At 69.0% G+C, this 7,456-nt stretch carries 8 protein-coding genes and 1 pseudogene; 4 read left to right on the forward strand and 5 right to left on the reverse strand.

The features are described from left to right. Both AC13HU_RS26955 and AC13HU_RS26960 read right to left on the reverse strand, forming a co-directional pair. Positions 1 to 102 (reverse strand): annotated as a pseudogene (locus tag AC13HU_RS26955) (DUF2637 domain-containing protein); the annotation flags it as partial. A 37-nt stretch (positions 103 to 139) separates the two neighbouring features. Beyond that, positions 140 to 826: a hypothetical protein gene (locus AC13HU_RS26960; RefSeq protein ID WP_483044558.1), complete on the reverse strand. Its 687-nt coding sequence runs from the start codon at positions 824 to 826 to the stop codon at positions 140 to 142. Between AC13HU_RS26960 and AC13HU_RS26965 the strand changes: the two genes are divergently transcribed. Further along, a complete protein-coding gene (locus AC13HU_RS26965; RefSeq protein ID WP_483044551.1) occupies positions 710 to 1,207 on the forward strand; it encodes an NUDIX domain-containing protein in 498 nt (165 codons plus the stop codon). The genes AC13HU_RS26960 and AC13HU_RS26965 overlap by 117 nt on opposite strands. Positions 1,208 to 1,716: 509 nt before the next feature. Beyond that, positions 1,717 to 2,205, forward strand: a complete 489-nt coding sequence (locus AC13HU_RS26970) for a hypothetical protein (RefSeq protein WP_483044552.1) — start codon at positions 1,717 to 1,719, stop codon at positions 2,203 to 2,205. 95 nt (positions 2,206 to 2,300) lie between these two features. Here the strand turns inward: AC13HU_RS26970 and AC13HU_RS26975 are convergent, their stop codons facing one another. Continuing rightward, positions 2,301 to 2,429 (reverse strand): hypothetical protein, encoded by a 129-nt coding sequence (locus tag AC13HU_RS26975; protein ID WP_483044553.1) that lies wholly within the window; start codon positions 2,427 to 2,429, stop codon positions 2,301 to 2,303. Positions 2,430 to 2,469: 40 nt separating this feature from the next. Next, on the reverse strand, positions 2,470 to 3,447 hold the full coding sequence (locus tag AC13HU_RS26980; protein WP_483044554.1) for an ISAs1 family transposase: 978 nt from the start codon (positions 3,445 to 3,447) through the stop codon (positions 2,470 to 2,472). Between the two features lie 805 nt (positions 3,448 to 4,252). Between AC13HU_RS26980 and wrbA the strand changes: the two genes are divergently transcribed. Beyond that, complete coding sequence (wrbA, locus tag AC13HU_RS26985) at positions 4,253 to 4,855, forward strand: NAD(P)H:quinone oxidoreductase (RefSeq protein ID WP_483044555.1); 603 nt, start codon at positions 4,253 to 4,255, stop codon at positions 4,853 to 4,855. Positions 4,856 to 5,119: 264 nt separating this feature from the next. Continuing rightward, positions 5,120 to 5,710, forward strand: coding sequence for a lytic polysaccharide monooxygenase auxiliary activity family 9 protein (locus AC13HU_RS26990; protein WP_483044556.1), 591 nt, complete (start codon positions 5,120 to 5,122; stop codon positions 5,708 to 5,710). Between the two features lie 177 nt (positions 5,711 to 5,887). On the opposite strand, the gene thrS is transcribed toward AC13HU_RS26990, so the two are convergent. Beyond that, a complete protein-coding gene (thrS, locus tag AC13HU_RS26995) occupies positions 5,888 to 7,129 on the reverse strand; it encodes a threonine--tRNA ligase (RefSeq protein ID WP_483044557.1) in 1,242 nt (413 codons plus the stop codon). Positions 7,130 to 7,456 lie beyond the last annotated feature (327 nt).

Consider the following 7,456-nt stretch of genomic DNA (forward strand, 5'->3'; position numbering starts at 1 on the left):
GGCGAGCGCCCACACGTGGCCGAAGGCGAAAACGAAGGCCAGGGCCGCGATGACCGCCATGCCCACGGTCACGGTGCGCCGGGTGAACCGTTCCTCGGTCATGTGTGGGGCCTCCTTCCGGGGTGGGGGTCGGGGATGGTCACGGACGGCGCTTGGCCAGCGGCACGACGGTTTCGTCCTTCGGCGCGGTGCCGGCCCAGTAGCGCGGGCCGGGGACGGATTCCAGGTACAGGGCCGGGTCGATGGCCAGGTGGGCGGTGGCTTCCGCGATGCGGGCCGCGTCGGCGTCCGGAACATAGGGGGTGCGGATGCGGGTGAAGCCGGGGCGGCCCTGCATCGCCATGACGGCGACGCCGACGTAGGCGGGGTCCTGCAAGGTCACGGGGCTGGCGTCCGGCCAGTTGCGGATGTCGTCCCCGAGTGCGGCCACGGCGGCTTCCGCCGTCTTCTGGGCGAAGGACAGCCCGACGGGGCATACGTCACGGATGAAGGTGGGGATCGCGTCGCCGGTCACCTTCTGGCTGACCAGGATGACCAGGAAGCCGACACTGCGGCCCTTCTTGACCAGGTCTTCGACCAGGCGCGCGTTGTCCGCAGTCAGCGCCGCCAGGTGCTTGGTCTGCGGGTCGTTGCCCTTGTAGTCGCGGAAGTAGGTGTGGGCCTCGTCGATGATCAGCACGGTGAGCGGCCAGACCTCCGAGGGACCGACGTGCCACATGTTCTTCACACCGAGTACGTCCCGGATCGCCGAGGATCGGGTACGCCGCAGTGCGACCAGGCGCTTGAACAGGGCGTTCGCCTTGTCCAGGTCGTCACCGACGACCACGGGCGCATCCTCCTCCAGCGCCGCCGCGACAACGACCTGTGGGCCCTGCCCGGAGGCGGCATGGACCTCACCGACTCCCTGCCCGGCACGGCCGTCCGCGAGGTCAAGGAAGAGACCGGCCTCGACGTCGAGATCACCGGCCTGGTCGGCACCTATACCGACCCGAAGCACATCATCGCCTACACCGACGGCGAGGTCCGCCGCCAGTTCAACGTCTGCTTCACCGCCCGCATCACCAGCGGCCGGCTGGAGATCTCCGACGAGTCCACCGAACTCCGGTTCGTGCCGCCGGAAGAGATCGAGCAGTTGCCGATGCACCACACCCAACGACTCAGGCTCCAACACTTCCGGGAACAGCGCGAGAAGCCGTACCTGGGCTGAGCCACGTGACGGCAGTAGCGACGGCAATAACCCCGCACAACCACGGACACCCACGCACTCCACCGGACCAGCAAACTGCACTTGACCTGCGAGAAAGCAGGTCGAAGGCTTCACGCAGCACACGTACTATGTGCTGGCGGGGGCTACGCCGGTCCTGGTTCACAATTCGAATGGGTTGTGCGGAACTGCTGCGCTGGACAATGGAGACTGGCAGCACATCGTGGATCGACACCGGCCTGGCGGTGTGAAGGTCGACGATAAGGCCGGAATCTTTTCAGGCAAAGCCAAGCATATAGCGGAGACCATCAACCGAGGGCGAACACTCCGGACCCTGAAACCGGTAGGCCGCGCGCCGGACAGATATATGAGTGGAATTTCGGCGTTCCCGTGGGAAGGGCAGGTCCTGCGAATGGTGGGGGAGAGTTGACCGGCATTCGTGTCGTCGTAAATGACGGCAAAGTCGTGACGGCATTCTCGTTCTAGGAGAGAAACGAGGATCTGAGGAATTCGTGATTCACTTCTCTTTCGAGGTGCCGAAAGTCGGGTCGGCCTGGCGTGAAACCTGGGACAGGGCTTTCCGGGTCAAGCCAGCGACCATCAGTGAGATGGACCTCTGCTACAAGTACTTCGGGGTAAGCGCCGAACTTGTGGTTGACGAGGTTGAGGTCATCTCCAGCGAGGGGCATGTGACCCTCGTCGATCTAGCCCTGTCTCTTTGCCATGCGGTGAGCCGTCTCTCGGCAGGAGAAGATACAGCGATCGGCTTCACGGAAGATGACGAAGTCATCCGCTTGCGACGTGAGGAAGATCTAGTCGTAATGACGTCATCGAAGCATCAATGGCAGGTCTCCATGGAGCAGGAAGAGCTCGTAGGTGCTTTCGTTGACTTCCTGCGAGAGGCGCATGCTCGTCTGACTGCGAATATCCCCGGACTGGCAGATAACCCAGTAATTCAGCGGTTCTCACCGGAGCGGCTGGACTCGACGCCAGGCGAATAGAGAGTGAAATGACAGGGGCCCCGCTGGAGTATTCCAGCAGGGCCCCAGTGCAGCAGGGCGGTTTCAAAGTCTGAGTGAGCCTGTGTTCGTGCTGGTCAGGCGATTCCGAGCAGGTTCAGGGGGCGGGTGAAGGGCTCGTAGGACATCTCGCGGAGGGCGGCGGCGATGTTGAGGTGCCCGGCTGCGCGGAGTTGGTTGATCGCGAGGTTGCGGAGGGTGGCCATGTTCTCCGGGCCGTGTCCGGTGTGGACTTTCGAGGCGTCCTCACGGAAGGTGACATCTCGGACGAAGTGGAGCCGGTTCTCGATGATCCACTGGGACCTCGCGATCTTCGCGAGTCGCTGAAGGGGACGCCTGTCGGCTGGTCAGGTCGGTGATGACGTAGACCGTCTCGCGGGTGCGCCTGCCGGTCTTGAGGCAGGTGCGGTGACGTGTGATGCGAGCGGCCTGGGCGGCGTGCGGGAAGTCGAGGCCGTCGACGGTGAGGACCTGCACCACGCGTGTCTCCTTGCGGCCGTGGCCTTCGGTGCGGTCGTAGAACTTCGCGGTGACCTCGTTCCAGGGCAGAGCGCGCAGTTGCTCGAACGGTCCGGGCTGGTTCTTCTTCACACACAGCACGTAGTGGGCCTTCTTGTCCTCGACGAGGAAGCGGGCGTGGTCGCGCTGGGCGTGCTGGGCGTGGGCAGTCACGGTCACTCCGGTCAGGTCGAACGGGGCGAGCAGGTCGGCGAAGCAGGTGGTTTCGTTCGTCTTGTCCGGTACCCGGAGTTGGGTGATGCTCTGCCCGGCGCCGGTCATTGCCGCGAGAAGGTGAGCGGCGGGAGTGGTGTCGTGACGCGAGCCTCGGGCGCTCTTGCCGTCCACCGCCAGGGTGTCGGCGCCTACGGGGTCGCCTCCCAGCAGGTCAGCGAGACCGCCGGGGCAGACTGCGTTGATGATCCGGCGGATCGTGGCCGTGCTGGGCGCGATCCGCACACCGAAGACCGAGACCGTGCGGGCGCCGAGCCGGGTCAGGGCATCTTGCGGGGCGCTACGCGCCCACTGCCCGATCGCCGCGAAAGACTTCGCGCCAGTCACGACCGCTGAGCAGGCCACCAGCAGCACGCACACGAATGGGTGACGCCGCCCGCGCCGGTCCCGGGGATCGGGCAAGGTCGCCAGCCTTTCCGCCAGGTCGGCGATCGCGCGGTGCCGGCACGAGGGCGACTTGATCAAGCACGCGGTGGCAGACTGACGGCACATCGAAGCTCCGGGCGGTACAGGCGACTTGACTGGTCACCTGCACCGACCGGAGCTTCGTTGCGTGCGTGGCGGGCCACCGGACCATCGTGATGCCGTCGTGACCAGCCCATCTACTTGATCACCAAGACTTTGAAACCGCCCTGACCTGTTGGGTGCCCCTCCTCTGCGACGGTTTTGATCTAGACAGTCCAGATCATCGCAGGTGGGAGGCACCCTTCTTCTGCCGGGACATCAGGTCACAGCGGCAGCTGAATATACGAGGTTGATGTAGAGGGCGAGGTAGTCGGGTGGGATGTCGCGGAGGGCGGCGGCGCTCGCGAGGGTGCTGGCGGTGGTGAACGGCGAGCGTATGGAGCGGGGCTCGGTTCGGGTCGGGTCGAGTCGGGTCGGGAGGGGCTCGGTGCGGGAAGGGTGCAGTTCCCGGCCGGGAACTTGAGGCTCGTGCCCGGATTCGTCGGTGACTTGGCGGCTCGCGGTCCGCGGGCGGGAACTGTCGTGGATGTGGAACGTGTCCCAGGATGGGGTCTTGGGGCTGCGTCTCGCGGCCGTACGGGTGAACCGCGGGCGGCGCGGGCCGCTGGTCGCCGTCGGAAGCGGTTGTAGCGCGGAGAGTTGGGGCGTACGGCCGCGTGGTGCCGGTGGCCGCCGGGACGTACGACCGCCGGGCCGTGGGCCGTCGGACCACGGGATCCGTGCCGGCGCGGCATCGGTACCAAGGCGGCACCGCGTGGACGCGGCGCGGTACCCACGCAGAACGCATCGAATTGCACACCGCATCACTGTCGAGCGGGCGGGAGAAACGCACGTGAGTGTCCGAGTTGCCGTCATCTACTACAGCGCCACCGGGAACGTCCATCAGCTCGCCCAGGCCGTCGCCAAGGGCGCCGAGAGCCGGGACGCCGAGGTGCGCCTGCGCAGGGTCCCCGAACTCGCGCCCGACTCGGCCATCGACGCCAACCCGGCCTGGCGCGCGCACGTGGACGCCACGAAGGACACGGTGCCCGAGGCGACCCTCGCCGACCTGGAGTGGGCCACCGCGTACGCCTTCGGTACGCCGACCCGCTTCGGCAACGTCACGGCCCAGCTCAAGCAGTTCATCGACCAGACCGGTGTGCAGTGGCAGGCGGGCGTCTTCCACAACAAGCCCGCCACGAGCTTCACATCGGCGATGAACCCGCACGGCGGCCTGGAGTCCACGCTGCTGTCGCTGAACAACGTCTTCTACCACTGGGGTTGCATCATCGTGCCGCCCGGCTACACCGACCCGGTGCTGTTCGCGGCCGGCGGCAACCCGTACGGCACGAGCTGGGCGAGCGGCGGCGGCCAGGGGCCGGACCAGGCGACCCTGGACGCGGCGCAGTACCAGGGCAAGCACCTGGCCGACATTACGGGCCGGCTCGTCGGCTGACGCTTCGTCACATCGGGTGGGCCGGGCGGTGCTTCGCGCGCCGCCCGGGTCGCGTGCGGTGCGGGCTCTGCGTGCCGTGCGAACCGGGGGGGGGTCGGGCCGGTCGCCGGTCGCCGGTCGCCGGTGGGCATCTGGGCGCGTATTGACCGGTTCGGGTGGCGGATTGGCCGAGAGTTGATGTGGACATGGCTAATCGTCGAGGCTAGCGTGCAGGTTGGTCTAGACCTGACCTGGACCGTACCCCCCCCACCTCTGGAGTCCACCATGCGCAAGAAGATCGCCACCGCGGTGGTCGGTGTCGGCGTCGCCTCCGCGTTCGCGCTGAGCACCGGCAGCGCCAGCAGCCACGGCTACATCAGCACCCCGCCCAGCCGCGCCGCGCTCTGCGCGAACGGCACCGTGACGAACTGCGGCGACATCCAGTACGAACCGCAGAGCGTCGAAGGCCCCAAGGGCTTCCCGGCCGCCGGCCCCGCCGACGGCAGCATCTGCAGCGGCGGCAACGCGCGCTTCTCCCAGCTCGACGACCCCCGCGGCGGGGCGTGGCCCGCCACCCAGGTGACCGGCGGCCAGAGCTACACCTTCACGTGGACGCTCACCGCCGAGCACTCCACCACCGACTTCTCCTACTACCTGACCAACAGCAGCTACGACCCGACCAAGCCGCTGACCCGCTCCGAGATCGACACCACCCCGTTCCTGACCGTGCCCTACAACGGCGCCCAGCCGCCCGCCACCGTGGTCCACCAGGGCACGATCCCCGCCGGCCACACCGGCAAGCAGCTCATCATCGGGGTGTGGACCATCGCCGACACCGGCAACGCCTTCTACTCCTGCGCGGATGTCCAGTTCTGACCCGTAGGGCCGCACTTCCGGGGTCCCGGTGCCGTGGAGTCCCGGCGTGTGACGTCAGCGACAGCGGCGGCGCCGCGGACCTACTCGTACGTCCCCGTCGAGCCCGCAGAGTCCGTCGCGCCGTCCGCCCCGGCCGCGCCTCCGCCGTCGTAGCGGAGGCGCGTGCCCGGCGCGCCGTCACCCCGCCGCCGCCTCCTCCACCTCCTCGTCCCACAGCCGCACGGCGTACGCGCCGACCAGTTCGGCGATCCGCGCCGCCAACTCCGGCCCGGGCAGCGGTGCCGGCCGCCGCCCGTCCCGCAGTCGCACTGCGACCAGCCCGGCCGCGGCCTCCCTGGCGCCGATCACCGCCTGGTACGGCACCAGGCGCGCCCGGCGCACCCGGGCGCCGAGGCTCCCGCCGTGCGGGTCCGACACCTCGGCCCGCAGCCCAACTCCCGCACAGCGCGCGGCGAACGCCTCCGCGGCCGGCACCTCCGCCGCCCCGACGGGCAGCACCACCACCTGCACCGGCGCCAGCCACGCCGGGAACGCGCCGCCGTGCACCTCGACCAGGTGCGCCACCGCCCGCTCCACGCTGCCGACGACGCTGCGGTGCACCATCACCGGCCGGTGCTTCGCCCCGTCCGCGCCCACGTAGTGCAGCCCGAACCGTTCCGGCTGGTGGAAGTCGACCTGCACGGTGGACAGGGTCGACTCCCGCCCGGCGTGGTCGGCGACCTGCACGTCGATCTTCGGGCCGTAGAACGCCGCCTCGCCGTGCTCCGCCTCGTACGGCAGGCCCAGCCGATCCAGTACGCCGACCAGTGCCTCGGTGGCCCGCTGCCAGACCTCGGGCGCGGCCACGTACTTGCCGCCCGGGCCCGGCAGCGACAGCCGGTAACGGGCCGCGCGGATGCCCATCGCGGCATACGCGCGCCCGATCAGCTCCTGCGCGCCCGCGGGCACCTGCTCGACCTGTCCGGGGGTGCAGAAGATGTGCGCGTCGTTGAGTTGGATGGCCCGCACCCGGGTCAGCCCGCCCAGCACCCCGGACAGCTCGGCGCGGAACATCCCGCCCAACTCCGCCATCCGCAGCGGAAGTTCGCGGTAGCTGCGGGATTGCGAGCGGTAGAGCACCGCGTGGTGCGGGCACAGGCTCGGGCGCAGGACCACCTGCTCGCCGCCGACCTCCATGGGCGGGAACATGTCCTCGCGGTAGTGCGCCCAGTGACCGGAGATCTCGTACAACTCGCGCTTGCCGAGCACCGGCGAGTACACGTGCCGGTAGCCGGCCGCGCGCTCCTGGCCGCGGACGTACTCCTCCAGCGCGTGCCGTACCGCCGCGCCGTCGGGCAGCCAGTACGGCAGGCCCGCGCCGATCAGCGGGTCGGTGCCGAACAGGCCGAGCTCGCGGCCGAGTTCGCGGTGGTCGTGCACCGCGTCGCGCGCGGGCGGGTGGTGGATCTCGTTCCGGTGGACGTCGTTCATGGTGCCGCCTTTCTGGGGTGACGGGGCGGCCCACGGCAGCGCGAAGCCCCGGGGCACTTGCCCCGGGGCTTCGGACTCAAGACATCGGTCAGCGCGCCGGGACACTCTCCGGCGTCGTCGTCATCGCGATCATCGCGGCGCGCTTCATGCGGGGGAGGCTAACAGGTGCCGGGTGCGGCGGGCCAACGGTTTCCGCGCCGAGGCCGTCCCGGCACGGGCGGGGACCCCGTACCGGGGGACCACCACGGGAGCGGCGTGCGGGGGTCGGGTGGGGAC

The organism is Streptomyces sp. NH27 (assembly GCF_056859195.1).

Excerpts from the sequence above, each read along its gene's own strand:
- AC13HU_RS26975 (WP_483044553.1), bottom strand. The coding sequence starts at position 2,429 with ATGGCCACCCTCCGCAACCTCGCGATCAACCAACTCCGCGCAGCCGGG.
- AC13HU_RS26980 (WP_483044554.1), bottom strand. The coding sequence starts at position 3,447 with ATGTGCCGTCAGTCTGCCACCGCGTGCTTGATCAAGTCGCCCTCGTGC.
- AC13HU_RS26990 (WP_483044556.1), top strand. The coding sequence starts at position 5,120 with ATGCGCAAGAAGATCGCCACCGCGGTGGTCGGTGTCGGCGTCGCCTCC.